Raw genomic sequence first — 19,692 nt, 5'->3', positions numbered from 1 at the left:
GACCGATGCCGCCATCATTCACCGGACGGGGCTGATGCGTCTTCGAGGATGCCTAGCGGGTCCTGAGCGCAGGTGCGCACCGCTGTCGAGTTCCAGTCGAGTCCTGTGTACGCATCGAGGTCGCGCTTGTACTGGGCAGGCGTGTAGCTCGCCCCCACCACATCATTCCGTTTCAGGCACTCCACCACGATGGTCGCTTCATCCTTCTGGTCAGGGTTCCGTCGAATCTGTTCATACAGAAGAGCGACGGAGCCGACAGTGCGCTGTTCGCACCTCGGCACCGCATCTTCTGAGATCTGCGTCTCGTTGACGCTGCCGTTCTCGTCGACCGCGAAACCGCCGCTGGGGTAGATCTCGACGGTGAGCCCCAGGTCTTCCAAGCACTGCTTGAAGTCGCCTCGCAGCTGCGCGTACTCGGCGTCGGTGATGACGCCGTCAGCGAGGATCTCTCGCTGCACTTCTGTCGTGGTGGTCGAGGAGTACACGTTCGCGAACAAGTCTGACCAGGGGCCCTCGAACTCCGGGATGTCTCCGACCGTGTTCTCAGAGGGACGGGTCTGAGTCGTCGGCGGGCGGGGCGAATCGCTTGTCGCGGCGCAACCGACGACGATACTCGAGAGTGCGAGCACGGAAAGCGCCCACGGCGCCCTCGTCGCCTTCATTGCTCACACCGGTCGGAAGACGTAGCTGTAGGCCTGAACACTCGCATAGTTCATGGCCTGCCACGACGTCTGGCCAGTGAGCACGTACGGAGCGAAGATGAGCTGATTGTTCACCTTTACGTAGCTGGCCAATTTCTTGGTACTGCACACTGACTTGCTGTTGACGGCCCGCGACTCGGAGTAGTACCCGCAGTAGCCGTCGGCTGCCTGTGCTGCGGGGGCGAGGGTGAGCGAGGCGACGGTGAGCCCGGCCGCGACGGCCACTGCGGTCAGGCCGCGGCTGATCTTTGATTTCAAGGTGGTACTCCAGGGCGTCGGTAGCTGTCTGATAGTCCGAGCGGACGAAATCCAAACGGTATAGACGGCGACACGAGATGTATGTCGGCCGTTTGGGGGACAGCCCTTTCGCGTCGGAGCGCCTTACCGCCGAGTCATCAGGCGTGGCGCCGGAATGCTCGGTGAGAGCGGGGTTCCGGTCCTCCGTGATATGCCGGAATTGCCTGTCGCGGGCCCGCCGAGTCCCTTACAGGTACGCCCTCCGGGCGCTGAGCCGAGTCAGCTTCGTCGCCGCCACCGCAGACGGGTGATCAGCACGCCCAGCAGACACAGCGCTCCGCCGAGGAACATCAGCGGCGTCGGCACTTCGCCGAGGATCGCCCACGACATCAGGATCGCGATCGCCGGAACGACGTACGTGGTCGCTGAGGTCTGCCCCGCGGTGCTGCGCTGCAGTACGTAGGCCCAGGTCGTGAAGGCGATCGCCGTGGGGAAGATGCCGAGGTAGACGACCCACAGCGTCGCATCCAGCGGTGCCGTCTGGAGTGAGCCGATGAGGTTGCCGATCCAGGGCAGCAGCGCGATGGTGCCGACAGCCGCACCGAGCCAGGTGAGAGTGGTCGGGTCGACGCCCGAGGTGAGCAGCCGCTTCTGCACGAGCGTGCACCCGGCATACATGACGGCAGCGAGGAGGGCAAGGAGAAGGCCTGTGATGTCGGGGCCGGCGCTGGTGGAGGAATTCATGCCGATCAGCACGACGCCGAGGAACGCGATGGGCGCCCCGATGACGAGCGGCTTCGGGAAGCCCTCGCGTAGGAACAGTCCGCTGAAGACGACGACCATGAGGGGCGCGAGGTTGACCACCATCGCGGCGGTGCCCGCATCGAGCGTGAGCTCTGCACTGTTGAGGGCGAGGTTGTAGACGCAGAACCAGCCGATGCCCCACACGGCGATGAGCAGCCAGTGCCGACGGGCCGGAATGCGGATGCCGTGCCGTACCGCGATGATGGTCAGCACGATGGTGCCGACCGCCATCCGCAGCAGGGCCAGTGCGCCCGGGTCGTAGTGCGGGCCCGCGCCGCGGATGCCGATGAAGGCCGAGGCCCACAGCACCACGGTGACCAGCGCGGCGACGAGGACGAGCGCGCCCTGCTTCTTCGGCGCACCGGTATCGGTACTGATCCCGGGGTCGCCGGACGCGGCTGTTGACATCCTCCGATCCTCGCAGGGGCGTCCGACATCGGGCGAGCCGTCGGAGTGCCATATCTCGCACGTTTCCAGTCACCCTGGTGACTTCCGTCCCCGCACCGGCGAAGAGTGTGTGATCGACCACTTTGCGCCCATTCGGGGGATAGGCTCCTGTGCCATGACGGAGCGCAAGAACCAACGGCAGCAGCAGCCCGAACTCCACGGAGGGGTGCTGAGCGGCGGTGGCAGCCCGACCCTGTGGGGCGCGCTGATCGGGCTCATCGTCTTCGTCTTCGTCGGCGTTCCGATCAGCGCGGCAGTGCGCTTCGCGACCCATCCGATGTCCCAGCAGCTGTTCGGCGGTCGGCTGTCGGAGGCCACCGTAGGCGGTTACACGGCGTTCTGGTGGATCGTCGCGATCATGCTCCTCGCGCTCCCCTTCCTCGTGGGATGGGGAGTCGCGAAGCTCTCGGCGCGGACCCTCACGATCATCGGCGCGATCGCCGTCGCCTTCTTCATCGTCATCCTGATCCTCGGCCAGCTGTACGTATTCTGACCGGCGCCGAGCGTCCCCCGAAAGGGCGCACCGGAACGCTTCGATAGGATGGGACCGCCCGAAGAGGGCCAGCTCATCGGCCGGTGCAAACCCGGCGAAAGCCAGGGGGTTACCCATGCCAGGAATCGTTATCGTCGGCGTGCAGTGGGGCGACGAAGGAAAGGGCAAGGCCACCGATCTTCTCGGTGAGCGCACCGACTGGGTGGTGAAGTTCAACGGCGGCAACAACGCCGGACACACCGTCGTCGTGGGTGATGAGAAGTACGCGCTGCACCTGCTGCCCTCCGGCATCCTCTCTCCCGGTGTGACGCCCGTGATCGGCAACGGTGTCGTGGTCGACCTCGAGGTGCTGTTCTTCGAGCTCGAGGCGCTCGCGGCCCGCGGCATCGATGTCTCGCGCCTCAAGGTCAGCGCCAACGCGCACATCATCACGCAGTACCACCGCACGCTCGACAAGGTCACCGAGCGCTTCCTCGGAAAGCGCATGATCGGCACGACCGGTCGCGGCATCGGCCCGGCATACGCCGACAAGATCAACCGCGTGGGCATCCGCGTGCAGGACCTGTTCGACGAGAACATCCTGCGCCAGAAGGTCGAGGGCGCCCTCGATCAGAAGAACCACCTGCTGGTGAAGATCTTCAACCGTCGCGCGATCACCGCCGACGAGGTCGTCGAAGACCTGCTGTCTTACGCCGAGCGGCTGCGGCCGATGGTCGCCGACACCGGCTACCTGATCGCGCAGGCCCTGGACCGCGGCGAGGTCGTCGTGTTCGAGGGCGGCCAGGCCACGATGCTCGACATCGACCACGGCACCTACCCGTTCGTGACCTCTTCTTCGGCCACGGCCGGCGGCGCTGCGACCGGTGCGGGGGTGGGCCCCGGCGCGCTCGACCGCATCGTGGGCATCGTCAAGGCGTACACGACCCGCGTCGGCTCCGGCCCGTTCCCGACCGAGCTCTTCGACGAGCAGGGCGAGTGGCTGCGCAAGCAGGGCTTCGAGTTCGGCACCACGACCGGCCGTCCGCGCCGCGTCGGCTGGTACGACGCGCCCATCACGCGCTACGCCACGCGTATCAACGGCATCACCGATCTGGTGCTCACCAAGCTCGACATCCTCACCGGCCTCGAGCAGATCCCGGTGTGCGTCGCCTACGACGTCGACGGAGAGCGCTTCGACGAGGTTCCGGTCAACCAGACCGACTTCCACCACGCGAAGCCGATCCTGGAGTACTTCCCCGGGTGGAACGAAGACATCTCGGTCGCACGCACCTTCGAGGACCTGCCGAAGAACGCGCAGGACTACGTGCTGGCGCTCGAGAAGATGAGCAACACGCGCATCTCGGTGATCGGCGTCGGGCCTGAGCGCGACCAGGTCATCGTCCGCCACGGGCTGCTCGACTGACCCGCGCATCGTGACGCGATTCTGGCTCGGCGGCTACGGCGCCGCGATGGACGGTTCGGCCGACGGCATCGGCCTGCTCGCGGGGGATGAGGGCCGCGAGGCCTCCACGCTCGCCTACCGTGGTGCGGTGGTCGAGACCCCGTCGCCGTCGTGGCTGGCGCAGCATCCGACGCTCGATGTCGTCTATGCGGCGCTCGAGGGTGACTCCGCGGTGCAGGCGTTCTCGCGTTCGGGAGAAGCCGCCCTCACTCCGCTGGGCTCACCCGCGGCCGTCGGCCAGTATGTCTGCCACGTCGCGGTCGCACCGAACGGCTCGGCCCTGATCGCCAGCTGCTACGGAGACGGCCGCGTGGTGCGGTTCGACCTCGATGCGGAAGGGCGCATCGTGCCCCCGAAGCCGGATGCCGCGGCGGCGCTCCGCGCGGCTCTGTTCGGTGAACCCGACCCGGATGCTCCGGCGGCGACTCCGCCCGGAGACGGCATCGCGGCGATCGACCCATACGCGGTGGGCGGCGAACGCGTCTCGCACGCGCACGCCGCGGTGTTCCTGCCCGACGGCCGCGTCGCGACGACAGACCTCGGCTTCGACCTCGTGCGCTTCTGGCGGCAGAGTGGCAGCGGACTCGTGCTCGACCACGAGGTCGTGCTCCCGCTCGGCACGGGGCCGCGGCACATGGTCCTGCACCCCAGCGGGCACCTGCACGTGGTCACCGAGTACTCCTGCGAGGTGTTCACGCTCGCTCGCGCGGCTGACGGCACCTGGAGCGTCGTGTCGGTGACGCTGACGAGTCCGATCGCCGAGGTGGGCAAAGACTTCCCGGCCGAGCTCGCCCGTTCTCGCGACGGGCAGTTCCTCTACACAGCTCTTCGCGGAAGCAACACGATCGCGGCGTTGCGGGTGCGCGGTGGGGGCGAGGCTCTGGAGTCGGTGGCCCTCGCCGATTCGGGTGTCGACTGGCCGCGGCACCACCTCATCCACGAGGGCAAGATGCTCGTCGCGGGGCAGCGCTCCGACACCATCACGCTGATCGACCTCGACGAGCGCACGGGCGCGCCCCTCGGCATCCGTCACGAGGCGCAGGTTCCGACACCGACGCACTTCCTGCCGGTGCGCTGAGGCGCCGCGAAACTTCGCGCTTGACCTCAACCTCACTTGAGGTTCTAGCGTCGTCTCCATGACCACGGAGACCGAGCACGTGCCGAAGTCGGGCGCGGCCGCACCGCGCATCATGAGCAGCGATTACCTCTGGATCACGATCGGCGCGTGCGCCCTCGTGTTTCTCGGGGCGTTCGAGTCCCTGGCGGTCACGACAGTGATGCCGACCGTGAGCGCCGATCTCGGCGGCGAGCGGCTGTATGCGCTCGCGTTCGCCGGTCCCCTGGCCACCGGGGTCATCGGCATGGTCATCGCGGGTAACTGGGCCGACCGTCGCGGACCGGTCGCCCCGCTGTATACGGCGGTCGCCATGTTCATCGTCGGCCTGCTGATCGCGGGCCTCGCGCCGAGCATGGAGATCCTGGTCGCCGGGCGGTTCGCCCAGGGCCTCGGCAGCGGAGGCCTGATGGTGGCGCTCTACGTCGTGGTCGCGCGCGTCTACCCGCAGGAGCTCCACCCCGCGATCTTCGCCGGATTCGCGGCCGCCTGGGTCATCCCGTCATTGATCGGACCGACAGTCGCGGGAGCCGTGACCGAGCTCTGGAGCTGGCACTGGGTCTTCCTCGGTGTGGTCATCCTCGTGCTCGTGGCGCTGCTGATGGTGATTCCCGCCCTTCGCGGGCTCTCGAACGACGGCGACGCGACGACTCCCTGGGCGTTCGGGCGGCTCGGCTGGTCGGTGCTGGCGGCGGTCGCCGTGCTGGCGCTGAACCTGGTCGGTGACATCCCCGGTATCGGCGCGGTGCTGGCCTTCCTCGCCGTGATCGTCGCCCTCGTCGCGGTGCGGCCGCTGGTCCCGCGCGGCACGTTGCGCGCACGCAGAGGGCTGCCCGCGGTCATCCTCGTCCGCGGTGTGGCGGCGGCCGCCTTCTTCGGGGCGCAGGTCTACCTGCCCTATCTGCTGACCGATCGCTACGAGCTCTCGCCGACACTCGCCGGACTCTCGCTCACCGGGGGCGCGCTCGCCTGGTCGCTCGCGGCGACGGTCCAGGGGAGGATGGGTGTCCGGCTGTCGAGTGTGACGGCGGTGCAGGTGGGCACGATCCTGGTGCTGGTCGGCATCGTGCTGACCGTGGCGACCGCCGGCTTCGGCTGGGACGCTCTGATCGTCGCGATCGCCTGGGGCATCGCCGGGATGGGGATGGGGCTGATGAGTCCGCGCACCAGCGCGCTCACGCTCGCGATGTCGACGCCGGAGAACCAGGGATTCAACAGTGGCGCGATGACGGTCGCCGATTCGTTCGGCAGCGCCATGGCCCTCGCCATCACGGGCACGCTGTTCACCGCGCTCGCGGCCGCGGATCCGTTCCTCGGGGTGTTCGTCCTGGCGGCGGTCGTCGCGTTCGCGGCAGCCGTGCTCGCACCGAGGATCCGCACCGACGTCGCCGGTGCAGAGGCGGCGACTGCATGAGTGCGGGGGCGGCGCCTGCCGAAGAGAAGGAGAGGGAGACCATGCGAGCGATCGTGCAGCGGGAGTTCGGAGAATCCGAGGTGCTGAGGATCGAGGAGACGCCGTTGCCCATCCCCGGGGAGGGGGAGGTGCGCGTGCGCGTCGCCGCGGCGGGTGTGCATGCCGTCGACCTCGACATCCGACGCGATGCCGCACCGCCGTCGATGCCGCGGCCGACACTGCCGATGACGCCGGGGCGCGAGATCGCCGGCGTCGTCGACGCCCTGGGCGAAGGCGTCGATGCGGCCCGCCTCGGCGAGCGAGTCGTCGCCCACGTCGGATTCCGCAGCGGCGGATACGCCGAGTTCGCGCTGGCATCGGCATCTGCCCTGCATCCGGTCGTCGACGGAGTGACGTTCTCGCAGGCGGTCGCGACCATCGGAACAGGCCGGACGGCCCAGCTCGTCTGGGACGCCGCGCCGATTCGCTCCACCGACATCGTCGTCATCCCCGGAGCATCGGGCGGCCTCGGCAGTCAACTCGTCCAACTCGCGTTGTCCGAAGGCGCCACGGTCGTCGTGCTCCACGGAGGCCCGGTCAAGCGCGACGTGGTCGAGCGCCTCGGTCTCGGGGGGAAGCGTGCGCGGGGCAGGCTCGCGCCGCTCGATGCGAACGACGGCTCGTGGCCGGAGCGGATGACCGAGATCCTCGACGGCGAGCGGCCATCGGTGCTGCTCGACGGGGTCGGCGGAGCAGTGGGCCGAGCGGGCCTCGAGAGTCTCGGACGCGGTGCACGCGTCGTGATCATCGGGTGGTCGAGCGGAGAGGTCCTCCGCCTCGATTCGGACGACATCGTCCGGGGGTCTCTCACCGTCACCGTTCCTCTCGGGCGTGCGCTCTCCGATCTGCGCGCGCTCGAGGCGCGAGCGCTCGCCGCCTTGGCCGAGGGGCGCACGTCTCCGCCCGTCGACGAGTATCGCCTCGAGGATGCAGCGGCCGCACATGACGCCATCGGGCAGCGTCGCCAGCAGGGGAAGGTCGTGCTGGTTCCCGCCGCCGGGTGATTTGCGGTGTTCAGGAAGGATGTGCGATGACCGCCTCAACTCGTGACACCTTCCGGTACAAGCGTGTGCGGCTCACTCGGGCGCGGTGAGCAGCAGCGCGGCGTTGTGACCGCCGAAACCGAACGAGGTCGACAGCACGGTGCCGACCGGATGCCGTCGATCCTGGTCGCGCACGAAGTCCCACTCGTCCGCGCACGGATCGGACAGGTTGATCGTCGGCGGCAGCACCTGGTCGCGCAGGGTCATCGCAGCGATCACTGCCTCGACGACCCCGGCTGCGCCGAGCAGATGCCCGGTGGTGGACTTCGTCGCCGTGAGCGGAACCAGCGGTGCCCTCGCTCCCAGCGCCCGCCCGAGTGCGACGAGTTCGGCCGTATCGCCGAGCACCGTTCCCGTGCCGTGGGTGTTCACGTGATCGACTGCGGATGCGGTCACGGCGGCATCGGCGAGGCAAGAGTTGATCGCCCTGGTCGCTCCCGCGGCGGCAGGATCCGGTGCAGTGGCGTGATGCGCATCGCTGGTCGCGCCGAACCCGGCGACCGTCGCGAGGGGGCGAGTGCCGCGTTCGGTGGCGGGGTCTGCGGCCTCGAGCAGCACTGCGGCGGCGCCCTGGGCCATGACGAAGCCGCTCCGCGCGCTGTCGAAGGGGCGGGAGGCCGATGATGGGTCATCGCCGAATCCGGTGACGACCGAGCGCAGGTTCGCATGCGCGGCGAGATGCAACGGACCGAGGCAGTCGTCCATCCCGACGACCAGCACCGCGTCGGCGTATCCGTGACGGATGCGCCGCAGGCCTTCGCCGATCGCGATGGCACCGCTCGCGCACGCCGCGGTGACGGCGTGGGTCTGCCCGAGGAATCCGTATCGACGGCTGAGGACCCCGGCGATAGCATCCGCTGTTCCATAGACGGCGAGGCTCGGCGGCACCCGGCGCCGACCGGCTTCTCGCAGCGCGTTCGCGGACCGCACCACCGCGTCCACCGGCCCTGATCCCGTGGCGACGATCACCTGTGCGGCATCCGCGTTCCACGGTAGGTCGCCGGTGCCCGCAACGTCGATCGCCTCATCAGCGGCCGCGATCGCCCACTGCTGCATCGGCGTGAGGTGGCGCGCGAGCGATGTGGGTAGGTCGGCGGGTGCGGTGAACCCGCTGACGACTCCCCCGACCTGCACCGACCCGGAACCTGCGAGCTCATACGGAAGCCGGGTGATGCCGCTTCGTCCGGCGCGCACGGATGCCCACATGCTCGGCGCCGTGAGCCCACTCGGAGTGATGGCACCGACCCCGGTGACGACGACAGACCTCTCGATGCTCACGATGGCCTCTGCCCGAGCGCCACGAGATCGGCGACCGCGGCGCGACGGATCTTCCCGCCGGAGGTTCGCGGGAACTCCGGCAGGCGGTGCCAGCGGCGTGGCACGGATGCCGGTGCGAGCCGGTCTCTCGCCCACTCGCGCAATGTCGCTGCCGGTGGCGCATCGCCTTCGACGACCAGGATGATCCGCGTGCCGAGGCGATCGTCACTCTCGGCGATCACGCAGATGTCGCCGAGGCCGGGCATCCCGTCGAATGCGCGCTCCACTTCGTCGAGGGCCACGGTGTGCCCGCCGGTGGTGACGGCATCTCCGCTTCTGCCGGCGAACGAGAAGTCCCGGCCCCGCAGCCGCCCCTGATCGTGCACGCTCGCCCAGCCGTCGGCATCCGTCAACGACGCGGAGGCTGTTCCAGGCAGGTAGCCGGTCGAGCACGAGGGGGAGCGCACCCAGAGCGTGCCGAGCTCGCCGGGTGCCAGGTCGTTGCCGTCGTCGTCGCGCACCCGGGCTTGCACCTGCGGGTAGAGCCGGATGCCTCCGTCGCCGGCGCGGTCGTCGCCGACGAAACCGAGTTCGCCGGTGCCGAAGTAGCTGAGCGTCCGGGTGCGGGGGAGTGCTTCGGCGACTCTGGCTCGAGCCGACTCCGAGAGCGCGGCACCTCCGGTGACGATCAGGTCGATGCCGTCGTACCTGCCCGGGTTGCGCAGCGCGGCGTCGGCGAGAGCGGCAGCTGCCGCCGGAACAGTGACCACGCGCGTGATGCGTTCGTCGCGCGCGCGGGGGGTGAGCCATAGATCGTCAAGGCGGTCGGCGACGTGCAGCTCACCGCCCGTGGCGAGCACCTCGAACAGTGTGTAGAGAGTGAGGCTGTACGACATCGGGCCCGGCGCGAAGGTCACGACGCGGTCTCTTGCGCCCAGGTGAGCGCGGGAGACGTCGATGTTCGCCGTGTACTGCGCGCGCGTCTTGAGGAATGACTTCGGTGGTCCTGTCGTACCGGATGAGGTCAGCATCAGGAACGGGGCATCGTCGGCTGGATTCTCGGGGTCGGCATGGGCGCGGGATCCGGAGTTCTCCAGGTCAGCGAGCCCGAGGGTCAGACCCGGCCAGCCGCTCGCGTCCAGTGCGGTTCGCAGTGCGGGGACGTCAGTGATCACCGCCGTCGCTCCGGTCGATCCGATCAGCTGCGCCTGCAGCGACACCGGCCAGTGCGCATCGACGACGCTGAGGATGCGGTCGCCCGCTTCCATCGCGACGACGATGCGTGCGGTGTCGAACGCCCCGCTCAGGCAGATGGCGACGACGGGCGGCGGTGTCGACGGGCCGCGTGCATTCCTCCGCGCCGAGGGGGCTGCGAGCAGGCGCTCGAGAGCCGCCGAGAGCCGCCGCGACTGCGTGTGGAGCTCGCCATAGGTCACGCCGGCATCGTGGCCGACGATTGCCGGCCGAGCGGGGTCTTCGGCTGCGATGCGGCGCAGCATCGGGGAGAAGGACGTGATGGCTCCTGAGGCGGGTTTGCGTGGAAAGGATGGCGTCCCTATTGTAATGAACACCGTTCAGGTGAACGGTGTTCAGGAGGATTCATGACAACGTCGCGCGCCACAGACACCAGCGCATCGCTCGGACGCATCGCGGTCTTCGCCGCCCTGATCATCGTGCTCGGCACGGTGATCGTGCCCCTGCCCGCCGGTGTGCCGATCACGGCGCAGACCCTCGGAGTAATGCTCGCAGGGCTCGTGCTGGGTCCGCGCCTCGCGCCTCTCGCCGTGCTCCTCGTGCTCGTGCTCGCCGCAGTCGGGCTGCCCGTGTTGGCGGGTGGTCGCGGAGGGCTCGGAGTGTTCGTCGGTCCGAGTGCCGGGTACCTCATCGGCTGGATCGCCGGCGTCGTGGTGATCGGCCTGCTCATGCGCACGGGTCGCTTCACCTGGTGGCGCTCCGCTGTCGCGGCGCTGGTCGGCGGTGTGTTCGTCGTCTACGCGTTCGGCATCCCCGTGCAGGCTCTCGTGACCGGCGTACCCCTCGGACTCACGGCGCTGTCGAGCCTCGCGTTCCTGCCCGGTGATCTGATCAAGGTGACCGCGGCGACGCTGGTGGTCGTCGCACTCCGTCGCGCCTATCCGCGGGCGTTCGCCGACAGCGGGCGGGTGCGGGAGCCTGCGAGCGTGGTGGCGTAGGCGTCGTCGCGATACCGGCCGAACGCCCCGGGACGCGCCTCGAAAGCACTTCGCTGGTCCAGCATTCCGCCATCCGCGCCACGCCGTAGGGAACAACTCACCCGTGACTCGGCGTTGCTCATGAGCGAGACTGGGCCACGTAACCGGCTCACGGAGAGGTGCGACGCATGAATGCTGCGGAGAAGACCGACGAGTACGACCTGATCGTCTTGGGCGGAGGGCCGGTGGGCGAGAACGTCGCCGATCGAGCCGTGCAGGGCGGACTCACCGCGATCATCGTGGAGAGCGAGCTCGTCGGAGGCGAGTGCTCCTACTGGGCGTGCATGCCGTCGAAGGCGCTGCTGCGTTCGGCGCAGGCGCTCCGTGCTGCTCAGCACGTGGGTGGTTCCTCCCAGGCGGTCACCGGAAAGCTCGATGTGCGTGCCGTGTTCGACCGCCGCGACTCGTTCACCAGCAACTGGTCCGACGACGGTCAGGTCAAGTGGCTCGACTCGGCCGGCATCGACCTGGCCCGCGGTCACGGCCGCATCACGGGCGAGCGCGAGGTGACTGTGACGGATGCCGACGGCGCTAAGCGCGTGCTCACGGCCCGGCACGCGGTGGCCATCAGCACCGGATCGGATGCCGTCATCCCGCCCATCGACGGCCTGCGCGAAGCCACCCCGTGGACGAGCCGCGAGGCCACCAGCGCCGAAGAGCTGCCCGACAGCCTGGCCGTGATCGGCGGCGGCGTGGTGGCCGTCGAGATGGCGACCGCCTACGCCGCACTCGGCTCGAAGGTCACGGTGATCGCCCGCAGCGGCCTGCTCGGCGGGATGGAGCCCTTCGCGGGCGAACGCGTCGCGGCGGGCCTCGAAGAACTCGGCGTCGACGTGCGCACCGGCGCGGGAACGACATCCGTTCACCGCGGCGCGAACGGCGTGACCATCACCCTCGACGGTGGCGACGAGATCACCGCGACCGAGGTGCTCGCCGCGACCGGTCGCTCGCCACGGAGCGGTGACATCGGCCTCGACATCGTGGGCCTGGAACCCGGCCGCTGGATCACGACGGATGACACGCTCCGTGTCCCCGGATCGGACTGGCTGTACGCGGTCGGCGACGTCAACGGTCGCGTGCTCCTCACCCACCAGGGCAAGTACCAGGCGCGCGCTGCCGGCGATGTGATCGTCGCCCGTGCCAAGGGCGAAGACGTCGACGATGCCCCGTGGGGTCGTCACGTCGCGACCGCCGACCAGGCTGCCGTCCCGCAGGTCACGTTCTCGATCCCCGAGGTCGGCTCCGTCGGTCTCACCGAGGCCCAGGCGGTCAAGGCCGGTATCGCGGTGAAGGCCGTCGACTACGACCTGGGCTGGGTCGCCGGCGCGAGCCTCTACGAAGACGGCTTCGAGGGCCAGGCACGACTCGTGGTCGACACCGACCGCGACGTCGTGATCGGTGCGACGTTCGTCGGTCCCGAGGTGGCGGAGCTCGTGCACGCGGCGACCGTGGCGATCGTCGGCGAGGTGCCGATCGCCCGCCTCTGGCACGCAGTGCCGTCGTACCCCACGATCAGCGAGATCTGGCTGCGACTGCTCGAGGGCTACGGTCGCGACTCCGCGTGATCCGCATCGGGGCCTGATCTCGACACCGGGGCAATCCGTTCGCCCGATCGCGTCGAACAGAATCCGGATTGTTTCTCACATTGACGGCGGCGATGCAACCCTCGCCCCTTATGTCGCAGCCGTCTTATACGCTCTAACCCACATCCGAGGAGGCAGGACCATGAAGGCTGTACTCGCAGGAACCGTCATCGCCGAGGCCGACGAGAGCGATCTCGCCCGCATCGAGGGGAACTGGTACTTCCCACCCGCATCCATCGCACCCGGAGTGCTCGTCGAGAGCCCCACGCCCTACACCTGTCCGTGGAAGGGGGCGGCTCAGTACTACTCGGTGCAGACCGAGGGCGAGCTCCACACCGACTACGCCTGGTCGTATCCGACCCCCTACCCCTCGGCGTTCGATCGCGTGGGCAAGGACTTCTCCGGGTTCGTGGCGTTCGATCCCCGCGTCGAGGTCGGCCCGTAGACTCTTCCGCTCGCACATCGATCGACCGACTGGAGACCAGCCATGATCGAGTTCCGCAACGTCACCAAGCGGTTCCCCGGCGGCGCCCTCGCCGTCAACGACTTCAGCCTCGTGCTGCCCTCACGCAAGACCACCGTGTTCGTCGGCTCGTCAGGCTGCGGCAAGACCACCCTGCTCCGCATGATCAACCGCATGGTCGAGCCCACCTCGGGTGAGGTCGAGATCGACGGCGAGAGCGTGCTCCAGGGCGACCCGGTGGCTCTGCGCCGACGCATCGGCTACGTCATGCAGAACTCCGGGCTCATGCCGCACTTCACGGTCATCGACAACGTGGCCACGGTGCTGCGGCTCACCGGCGTGAAGAAGGGCCCGGCGCACCAGCGGGCACGAGAGCTGCTCGACACGGTCGGCCTCGACCAGGCGCTCGCCGACCGGTACCCGAGTCAGCTCTCGGGCGGCCAGCAGCAGCGCGTGGGCGTGGCCCGCGGACTCGCCGCCGACCCGAACATCCTGCTCATGGACGAGCCCTTCGGTGCGGTCGACCCCATCGTGCGGGCCGACCTGCAGCAGGAGACCCTGCGACTGCAGCGCGAGCTCGACAAGACGGTCGTGTTCGTCACGCACGACATCGACGAGGCGTTCCTGCTCGGCGACCAGGTCGTCATCCTCGACAAGGGCGCCCGCATCGTGCAGGTGGGCAGCCCGAGCGAGATCATCGAGAACCCGGCAGACGACTTCGTCTCGGCGTTCATCGGCGCCGAACGCGGACGCCGTGCTCTGCACCTCAAGCAGACGCCGCACGGCACAGTGGTGGTCGATGGCGAGGGCCGCACCCAGGGGTCGATCATCGATGTGCCGGATGCCGTGACCGACGCGCTTCTGAGCGAGGAGAGCGCGACGAAGGGCGCTCCGTGAACTGGATCGTCGACAATCTCGGCCTCATCCTCGAGCTGACCGCGATCCACCTGCAGCAGAGTGCGATCGCGATCGTGCTCGGCTTCGTGCTGTCGCTGCCGCTCGGATGGCTCGCCTGGCGCTACCAGCTGGTGAAGGGGCCGGTCATCGTCCTCACCGGGCTGCTCTACACGATCCCGTCGCTCGCGCTGCTGATCCTCCTTCCGTCCCTCGCCGGGTATCCCGCTCGCAGCCCGATCAACCTCATCATCGGCCTCACCATCTACGCGGTCGCGATCCTGGTGCGTGCGGTTTCCGACGGCCTCGACTCGGTCGACCCCGCCATCCGGCAGTCGGCCACCGCGATGGGCTACGGCGGCTTCCGCCGGTTCTGGACCGTCGACTTCCCCCTCGCCGGTCCCGTCGTGCTCGCGGGTCTCCGCGTGGCGGCCGTCAGCACGATCTCCCTCGCCACCGTCGGCATCCTGGTCGGCGTGAACAACCTCGGCTACCTCTTCACCAACGGCCTGCAGCGCCGCATCCTCGCCGAGGTGTTCGGCGGCGTGATCGCGGTCGTCGTGATCGCCCTCGTGATCGACCTGCTGCTCCTGCTCCTCGGCCGCGCGCTGATGCCGTGGACACGGGCCACGAAGACGCCGTCGACTGCCGCGCGCCAGACCGCCGCCCTGAGGACCGCCGCATGAACGTGTTCACCGAGGCCCTCGCCTGGCTCTTCTCTCCCGACCGGTGGGAGGGGCCGTACTCGCTGCCGATCCTGTTCGGCCAGCACATGTACTACACACTGATCTCGGTGCTGATCGCCGGCATCATCGCGATACCGCTCGGGTGGCTCATCGGCCACACCGGCAAGGGTCGCGAGATCGCGGTCGCCGTATCCGGAGCCGCACGTGCCATCCCGTCGTTCGGCCTCATGGTGCTGCTCGTGCTGATCCTGGGCGTGCTCCGGGTTCCCGAAGCCGCGATCATCACGTTCGTGCTCCTGGCCATCCCCTCGCTCCTCGCGGGCGCCTACACCGGGTTGGAAGCCATCGACCGTCGGGTGCTCGACTCCGCGCGCTCGATGGGCATGACCGAGTGGCAGGTGTTCTGGAAGGTCGAGGTGCCCCTCGGGCTGCCTCTCCTCGTCGGCGGCATCCGCGCGGCTCTCCTGCAGGTCATCGCCACGGTCACCATCGCCGCCTACGTGAACCTCGGCGGACTCGGCTGGCCGATCATCCAGGGCATTCCGCTGCGCAAGTTCGACCAGGTGCTCGGCGGTGCGATCCTCGTCGCCGTACTCGCCCTGATCGTCGACCTGATCTTCGCCCTCCTCCAGCACGCCGCCGTTCCCGCCGGGGTGCGCGCGCCCACCACGACACGTCGGTCGCGCGCCGCCGCTGCCGCACCGGCGCCGGCCACCGCCTGATCCGTCCCACAGCCTGACACCGTCCCACAGCTCCATCCCTGTTGTCCCAGAGAAGAGGAAGTCCCCATGTTCACAGCACGTAAGTCACGACTCGCCCTTGCCGGTGGTGCCGCGCTCGCCGCGGTGCTCGTTCTCGGCGGCTGCGCGAACAGCAACCCACTCGACGCCCCGAGCGAAGACTCGAGCTCCGCCGGCGACACGATCGTCATCGGCTCGCAGGCCTACTACTCGAACGAGATCATCGCCGAGATCTACGCCCAGGCTCTCGAAGGTGCTGGGTTCAAGGTCGACAAGCAGTTCAACATCGGACAGCGCGACGCCTACATGCCCGACGTCGAGTCCGGCGCGATCGACCTGTTCCCGGAGTACACCGGCAACCTGCTCGAGTACCTCGACAAAGATGCGACGGCTACCAGCCCTGACGACGTCTACGCCGCTCTGAAAGAGGCACTGCCCAAGGGGCTGACCGCTCTCGACTACGCCGAGGCATCTGACCAGGACACCTACACGGTGCTGAAGAGCTTCGCCGAGGAGAACGGTCTCACCTCGATCGGCGACCTCTCGAAGATCACGACCCCGGTCACGATCGGTGCCGCGCCGGAGTTCGAGCAGCGCCCGTACGGCCCGGCAGCGGCCAAGGAGGTCTACGGCGTCGACCTCGGCTTCTCGGCCACCGGCCCGACCACGCTGGAGTCGCTGCTCGCCGGCGAGATCCAGGTAGCCGACATCTACTCGGCCGACCCGGCGTTCCAGACCGAAGACATCGTCGCGCTCGAAGACCCGGAGAACATCATCCTGGCCTCGAACGTCGTGCCGATCGTCTCGAGCGACGTCGCCGACGAGATCTCCGACGTCATCAACGCGGTCAGCAAGAAGCTCACCGCCGAAGAGCTGGTCGGTCTGAACGTGCAGAGCACGGTCGACCAGAAGTCGGCGGAAGACATCGCCAAGAAGTGGCTGGCCGACAACGACCTCAGCTGAGTCGAATGACAGAAGCGCCCGGGCCCCTGAGGGTCCGGGCGCTTCGTCGTTTCAGGAACTCTAGAGCCGGGCGTCCTGCTTAGGGACGAGTACCTGCTTGATGATGATGAGGATGGATGCTGTGACAGGCACGGCCACGAGCGCTCCGAGCAGACCGAGCAGCGTGCCGCCGGCGAGAGCGCCGATCACGACGAGCGAACCAGGGACCGAGACCGCGCGGTTCATGACGCGCGGTGTGATCACGTAGGCCTCGATCTGCATGTAGACGAGGTAGATGGCCGCGAAGATCAGCGCGGCGATCGGGTTGGTGAACAGTGCGAGGCACGTGCCGAGGATCCAGAACAGCACCGAGCCCACCAGGGGGATCAGGGTGACGCAGAACGCGATCGCCGCCATCAGCGGAGGGAACGGCAGGCCGAGGAAGAAGTAGAGCAGGAACGCGAGCGTCGCGTTGCAGAACGCCAGCACCACCATTCCCATCACATAGCCGCCGACCGAGTCGGTGATCTGGTCGGTGATGTCTCCGGCGCGAGCGCGGTCGCGGGCGGGGGCCAGACGCAGCAGGCCCTGCTTCATGGAGGGGAGCGAGGCCAGGAAGTAGAGGGTGAGTACGAGCACGACGATGGCGCCGGAGATGCTGGTGGCGATCGAGGCGCCCACCGCCAGAGCACCGCCGCCGATCGTGGCCAGGTTGCCGAAGTCGGTCAGGAACGCCTGCACCTGGGCGACCAGGTCTTGGAACTGGTCGCCGAACTGGGCTTCGAGGGTCGCGTAGACATCGCTGTGCGTGAAGTCCTTGATCATGCCGGGCACGGACTGCACGAAGCTCACGATCTGATCGATCACCACCGGCACGATCATCCACACCACGAGGGCGAACACCACGATGAGCGCGAGGATCGTGATGACGACCGACATCACGCGCGTGAGACCGCGGCGCTCGAGGAAACGCACGGCGGGGTCGAGGCCGAGTGCGCCGAACAGCGCGAGTGCGACGTAGATGAGCACGGTCGACAGGTTCGACAGGGCGAGGCCGATCACGATCGCCCCGAGTCCGCCCAGCGTCACCAGGAAGCCGAACACGAACGGGCGATCGATGCGGGTCCAGAACGAGCGGCTCGGCGTCATCGGCTCGATCACGACGGGGCGCGGAGCGTCGGCGGCGATCACGGGTGCCGGAGCGGACTTGTGGTGGGAGGTCGCTGGCGCGGAGGGAGCCGCGGCGGATGCGGCGTCATCGTGGGGCGCGGATTCCGGCGACTCTTCGTTGCTCATGTGCTCACGATAGCGGTGCCACGGATCGAAACCAGGATGTCACGCGGCTCTAGAGTAGGGGCATGACCGCCGCCGACGACCCGAAGGCCGAACTGCTCCGGCTTCGCGCCACCATCGACAACATCGACGCCGCACTGATCTTCATGCTGGCCGAGCGCTTCCGTGCGACCCAGCAGGTCGGACAGCTGAAGGCGGAGTATTCGATGCCCGCGTCCGACCCGAATCGGGAGGAGCAGCAGGTCGCACGACTGCGCGCTCTCGCGGAGGACGCGCACCTCGACCCGGAGTTCGCGCAGAAGTGGTTCAACTTCGTGGTGGCCGAGGTCATCCGCCACCACACCGAAGCAGCCGAGGGCCGCTGAAGAAGAGGTGCCGGACGGGCGACGGTGTGTGCAGCACTCGCCCGTCCGGAGCTTTGAGAGGTCGATTGACCAACTAAGTTCAATGAATAAACTTAGGGAGAGACTACGGATCGCACCACGATCTGTCAACAGCTCGCGACCTGCGAGCTCCGGAACGGGAACACATGCTCAGCACGGATGAGGGCCTCGACACGCAGGCATCGGTTCGGCGTGCGAACCTGCGTCGTGCCTTGCAGCTGGTCTTCCGGAATCCGGGAACGCAGACGCGTGCGGGCATCGCGAGGTCGACCGGTCTGACGGCGGCGACCGCATCCTCCCTGGTCGCCGAGCTCATCGAGAGCCGGCTGATCGTCGAAGGCGAGCAGGCCGCGAGCACCGGCGGCAAAAGGGCGACCACCCTCAGCGTCGATGCGAGTCACCACCTGATCCTGGTGCTGGTGATTCAGCCGCTCCACGCCGACATCGCCCTCATGGCACTCGACGGCACCGAGGTCGACATCCGCCGGGTGAACTACACGGCCGAGAACCGCGACATCGTCCTCGACGAGGCGGTGTCAGCGGTGGCTGACGATTTCGGAGGACGCCTCCTCGCCGCGGGAGTGCAGCTGCCGGGCACCACCGACGGACGCTCGGTGCTCGAGAGCGTGCAGCTCAAGTGGCAGAACGTGCGTCTCGCCGAGCGGTTCGAGCGGGTGCTCGATGCGCCGGTGCTGCTGGTCAACGACGTCGACGCCGAGGCCATCGCCGAAGCCGGCATGGAGGAGTCCCCGTCCGGGTATCGGCTCTTCATCCACCTCGGCGGTGGTGTGGGTGCAGCCGTCACGCTCGACGGTGAGCTGGCACCGGGCCCGCGCGATCGCGCCGGCGAGATCGGCCACGTGCAGGTCGTGTTCGGAGAAGCAGCGCGCGCCTGCCGGTGCGGGCAGCGCGGATGCCTGGAGTCGGCAGCCGCCCTGGGGGCGATGCTCGGCGACGAGTTCTCCGATGCCATGGATGCCACCGAGATCCGGGCACTTGCAACCCAGGCTGATGAGGAGCATCTCGACGAAGGCGCTCGCGCGCTCGCCAGGGCCGTCAAACTCATCAGCGCGCTGCTCGATCCGATCGAGGTCGTCATCGGCGGTCCGGCGACAGAACTCGGGCCGCGCTTCCTCGACCGCGTCCGCCGCGAGACCGAGTACCCCGCCCGCGGCACGGCGCAGGTGCCGGTCCGCTATGCCGACCCTCGGGTGTCGCTTGCGGCCGGAGCAGCGCAGGCTGCCTTGACGTCGGCGCTCGGCGTGCGGTGGAATCCGGAGCAGCTGCGCGCGGCATCCACGTCGGCCCACTGAGAATCAGCGACGGCTCGCGGAGCGGAACCCGAGGCACTTCGTTCGTCGCACTGTTTCGTATCAGGATCCACCCGATCGCGGAAATGCGTGAGGGGTGGACCCTGATCTGCCGTCGATGCGGCGACCCGGACAAACCCGGGATCGGGGCGTACGGCCCCCGAGACCAGTAAACGG

At 68.4% G+C, this 19,692-nt stretch carries 20 protein-coding genes; 14 read left to right on the top strand and 6 right to left on the bottom strand.

Annotation, left to right across the window (positions count from 1 at the left end; genetic code table 11):
* Positions 1-14: 14 nt before the first annotated feature.
* From CQ040_RS10930 to CQ040_RS10920, 3 genes are all read right to left on the bottom strand, one after another.
* The gene (locus tag CQ040_RS10930) at positions 15-662 is read right to left on the bottom strand and encodes a hypothetical protein (protein WP_105596229.1); all 648 of its coding nucleotides are present in this window, start codon (positions 660-662) and stop codon (positions 15-17) included.
* A gap of 3 nt (positions 663-665) precedes the next feature.
* Positions 666-959 (bottom strand): hypothetical protein, encoded by a 294-nt coding sequence (locus tag CQ040_RS10925; protein WP_146113891.1) that lies wholly within the window; start codon positions 957-959, stop codon positions 666-668.
* Between the two features lie 258 nt (positions 960-1,217).
* Complete coding sequence (locus CQ040_RS10920) at positions 1,218-2,150, bottom strand: DMT family transporter (RefSeq protein ID WP_105527115.1); 933 nt, start codon at positions 2,148-2,150, stop codon at positions 1,218-1,220.
* Between the two features lie 154 nt (positions 2,151-2,304).
* On the opposite strand from CQ040_RS10920, the gene CQ040_RS10915 reads away from it, so the two are divergent.
* The 5 genes from CQ040_RS10915 (at position 2,305) to CQ040_RS10895 (ending at position 7,694) form a co-directional block, all read left to right on the top strand.
* A complete protein-coding gene (locus CQ040_RS10915; RefSeq protein ID WP_036273571.1) occupies positions 2,305-2,682 on the top strand; it encodes a hypothetical protein in 378 nt (125 codons plus the stop codon).
* Between the two features lie 115 nt (positions 2,683-2,797).
* Positions 2,798-4,084 carry an adenylosuccinate synthase gene (locus CQ040_RS10910; RefSeq protein ID WP_028501298.1) on the top strand — a complete coding sequence of 429 codons (1,287 nt, stop codon included), beginning with the start codon at positions 2,798-2,800 and terminating at the stop codon, positions 4,082-4,084.
* A gap of 10 nt (positions 4,085-4,094) precedes the next feature.
* Positions 4,095-5,201 carry a beta-propeller fold lactonase family protein gene (locus tag CQ040_RS10905; RefSeq protein WP_105527114.1) on the top strand — a complete coding sequence of 369 codons (1,107 nt, stop codon included), beginning with the start codon at positions 4,095-4,097 and terminating at the stop codon, positions 5,199-5,201.
* Positions 5,202-5,259: 58 nt separating this feature from the next.
* Complete coding sequence (locus CQ040_RS10900; RefSeq protein WP_374954136.1) at positions 5,260-6,651, top strand: MFS transporter; 1,392 nt, start codon at positions 5,260-5,262, stop codon at positions 6,649-6,651.
* A gap of 41 nt (positions 6,652-6,692) precedes the next feature.
* Positions 6,693-7,694, top strand: coding sequence for an alcohol dehydrogenase catalytic domain-containing protein (locus CQ040_RS10895; protein WP_105527113.1), 1,002 nt, complete (start codon positions 6,693-6,695; stop codon positions 7,692-7,694).
* Between the two features lie 72 nt (positions 7,695-7,766).
* Here CQ040_RS10895 and CQ040_RS10890 read toward each other — a convergent pair whose 3' ends face one another.
* Positions 7,767-9,011, bottom strand: coding sequence for a beta-ketoacyl-[acyl-carrier-protein] synthase family protein (locus tag CQ040_RS10890; RefSeq protein WP_105527112.1), 1,245 nt, complete (start codon positions 9,009-9,011; stop codon positions 7,767-7,769).
* Positions 9,008-10,489 (bottom strand): class I adenylate-forming enzyme family protein, encoded by a 1,482-nt coding sequence (locus CQ040_RS10885; protein ID WP_105527111.1) that lies wholly within the window; start codon positions 10,487-10,489, stop codon positions 9,008-9,010. Before CQ040_RS10885 ends, CQ040_RS10890 begins: the two co-directional genes overlap by 4 nt.
* Positions 10,490-10,591: 102 nt before the next feature.
* Between CQ040_RS10885 and CQ040_RS10880 the strand changes: the two genes are divergently transcribed.
* The 7 genes from CQ040_RS10880 (at position 10,592) to CQ040_RS10850 (ending at position 16,550) form a co-directional block, all read left to right on the top strand.
* Positions 10,592-11,182 carry a biotin transporter BioY gene (locus CQ040_RS10880; protein ID WP_105527110.1) on the top strand — a complete coding sequence of 197 codons (591 nt, stop codon included), beginning with the start codon at positions 10,592-10,594 and terminating at the stop codon, positions 11,180-11,182.
* A gap of 167 nt (positions 11,183-11,349) precedes the next feature.
* Positions 11,350-12,786, top strand: coding sequence for an NAD(P)/FAD-dependent oxidoreductase (locus CQ040_RS10875; RefSeq protein ID WP_105527109.1), 1,437 nt, complete (start codon positions 11,350-11,352; stop codon positions 12,784-12,786).
* Between the two features lie 160 nt (positions 12,787-12,946).
* Positions 12,947-13,249, top strand: coding sequence for a DUF427 domain-containing protein (locus CQ040_RS10870; protein ID WP_105527108.1), 303 nt, complete (start codon positions 12,947-12,949; stop codon positions 13,247-13,249).
* Positions 13,250-13,291: 42 nt separating this feature from the next.
* Positions 13,292-14,164: an ABC transporter ATP-binding protein gene (locus CQ040_RS10865; RefSeq protein ID WP_105527107.1), complete on the top strand. Its 873-nt coding sequence runs from the start codon at positions 13,292-13,294 to the stop codon at positions 14,162-14,164.
* Positions 14,161-14,847, top strand: a complete 687-nt coding sequence (locus tag CQ040_RS10860; RefSeq protein WP_105527106.1) for an ABC transporter permease — start codon at positions 14,161-14,163, stop codon at positions 14,845-14,847. The genes CQ040_RS10865 and CQ040_RS10860 overlap by 4 nt, the downstream gene beginning before the upstream one ends.
* Complete coding sequence (locus CQ040_RS10855; RefSeq protein ID WP_105527105.1) at positions 14,844-15,569, top strand: ABC transporter permease; 726 nt, start codon at positions 14,844-14,846, stop codon at positions 15,567-15,569. Before CQ040_RS10860 ends, CQ040_RS10855 begins: the two co-directional genes overlap by 4 nt.
* 66 nt (positions 15,570-15,635) lie before the next feature.
* Positions 15,636-16,550: an ABC transporter substrate-binding protein gene (locus tag CQ040_RS10850; protein ID WP_105527104.1), complete on the top strand. Its 915-nt coding sequence runs from the start codon at positions 15,636-15,638 to the stop codon at positions 16,548-16,550.
* 60 nt (positions 16,551-16,610) lie between these two features.
* On the opposite strand, the gene CQ040_RS10845 is transcribed toward CQ040_RS10850, so the two are convergent.
* Positions 16,611-17,825, bottom strand: a complete 1,215-nt coding sequence (locus tag CQ040_RS10845) for an AI-2E family transporter (protein ID WP_105527103.1) — start codon at positions 17,823-17,825, stop codon at positions 16,611-16,613.
* Between the two features lie 62 nt (positions 17,826-17,887).
* Here CQ040_RS10845 and CQ040_RS10840 point away from each other — a divergent pair, with 62 nt between their 5' ends.
* Together CQ040_RS10840 and CQ040_RS10835 are read left to right on the top strand one after the other, a co-directional pair.
* Positions 17,888-18,187, top strand: coding sequence for a chorismate mutase (locus tag CQ040_RS10840; RefSeq protein ID WP_105527102.1), 300 nt, complete (start codon positions 17,888-17,890; stop codon positions 18,185-18,187).
* Between the two features lie 164 nt (positions 18,188-18,351).
* Positions 18,352-19,518, top strand: coding sequence for an ROK family protein (locus tag CQ040_RS10835; protein WP_105527101.1), 1,167 nt, complete (start codon positions 18,352-18,354; stop codon positions 19,516-19,518).
* Positions 19,519-19,692 lie beyond the last annotated feature (174 nt).

The organism is Microbacterium sp. MYb54, assembly GCF_002979515.1.
Lineage (GTDB): Bacteria > Actinomycetota > Actinomycetes > Actinomycetales > Microbacteriaceae > Microbacterium.
The sequence above is the reverse complement of the archived record's forward strand: the minus strand, read 5'-3'. Positions and strand labels throughout refer to the sequence as shown.